At 70.3% G+C, this 1,503-nt stretch carries 1 protein-coding gene; it reads right to left on the bottom strand.

All coding sequences use genetic code 11. From position 1 onward, the window contains the following. Positions 1-3: 3 nt before the first annotated feature. Positions 4-1,503, bottom strand: a complete 1,500-nt coding sequence (locus tag E6A21_RS17700; protein ID WP_138445487.1) for a CoA-acylating methylmalonate-semialdehyde dehydrogenase — start codon at positions 1,501-1,503, stop codon at positions 4-6.

Genomic DNA, 1,503 nt, shown 5'->3' with positions numbered 1-1,503 from the left:
CGCCTAGTTGGAGGGGAAGTTGTAGGAGGCGCCGGAGGCGTGGGTGGGTTCGGGCCAGCGTTGGGTGACGACCTTGGCGCGGGTGTAGAAGGAGACGCCTTCTTCGCCGTAGATGTGCTTGTCGCCGAAGAGGGAGTTCTTCCAGCCGCCGAAGGAGTGGTAGGCGACCGGGACGGGGATCGGGACGTTGACCCCGATCATGCCCACGTGGACGCCGCGGTGGAACTTGCGGGCGTTGGAGCCGGAGGAGGTGAAGATCGCGGTGCCGTTGCCGTAGGGGTTGGAGTTGATCAGCTCGATGGCCTCCTCCACGGTCTGCACCCTCACCACGCCCAGGACCGGGCCGAAGATCTCCTCGGTGTAGGCGGCCATGTCCGTTCCGACGTTGTCGATCACGGTGGGGCCGAACCAGAACCCGTCCTCCTTGCCCGGGACGGTGAACTCGCGCCCGTCCACGACCAGGTCGGCCCCGGCCTCGGCCGCGGAGGTCACGATCGACTTCATCCGCTCCTTCGAGGCCGCGGTGATGACCGGGCCCATCTCCGCCCCCGGGTCGGTGCCCTCGGCGACCCTGACCGCCTCGGCCCGCTCGGCGACCTTCCCCACGAGCTCCTGGGCCACGGGGCCGACGGCGACCGCGACCGAGATCGCCATGCACCGCTCCCCGGCGGAGCCGAACGCGGCCGCGGCGAGGTGGTCCGCGGCGTTGTCCAGGTCCGCGTCCGGGAGGATGATCGCGTGGTTCTTCGCCCCGCCCAGGGCCTGGACCCGCTTCCCGTGCGCTGTCGCGGTCTCGTGGACGTACTTCGCGATCGGGGTCGAGCCCACGAACGAGACAGCGTCCACGTCCGGGTGCCGCAGGAGCCCGTCCACGGTCTCCTTGCCCCCGTGCAGGACCTGGAACACCCCCGCGGGCAGGCCCGCCTCGGCCCACAGCCGGGCCAGGAGCATCGAGGCCGAGGGATCCCGCTCGGAGGGCTTGAGGATGAACGCGTTCCCGGTCGCGATCGCCACCGGCGCCATCCACAGCGGCACCATGACCGGGAAGTTGAACGGGGTGATCCCCGCCACCACGCCCAGGGGCTGGCGGTAGGAGAACACGTCGATCCCGGTCGAGGCCTGGTCCGAGTACGCGCCCTTGAGCAGCTGCGGGATCCCGCACGCGAACTCGATCACCTCCAGGCCCCGCCCGATCTCGCCCCTGGCGTCGGAGAGGACCTTCCCGTGCTCGGCCGTGACCAGGGCCGCGAGGTCGTCCACGTGCGCGGCGACGAGTTCGCGGAACCTGAACAGCACCGCGGTCCGCCTGGACAGGGACGCGTCCCCCCACGACTCCGAGGCCTTCTTCGCATGCCCGACAGCGGTCTCGAGATCGGCCGCGTCCGCCAGGCGCAGCTCCCCCGACTGCGCCCCGGTCGCCGGGTTGAACACCGGCTGCGTCCGCTCGCCGACCCCATGGGTCTCTTCCCCGTTGAGGAAATGCGGAATGGTCTTGATCGTCAT

Source organism: Sinomonas susongensis, from assembly GCF_005877005.1.
GTDB classification, from domain to species: Bacteria; Actinomycetota; Actinomycetes; order Actinomycetales; family Micrococcaceae; genus Sinomonas; species Sinomonas susongensis.
This window is presented reverse-complemented; position numbering and strand designations above follow the sequence as displayed.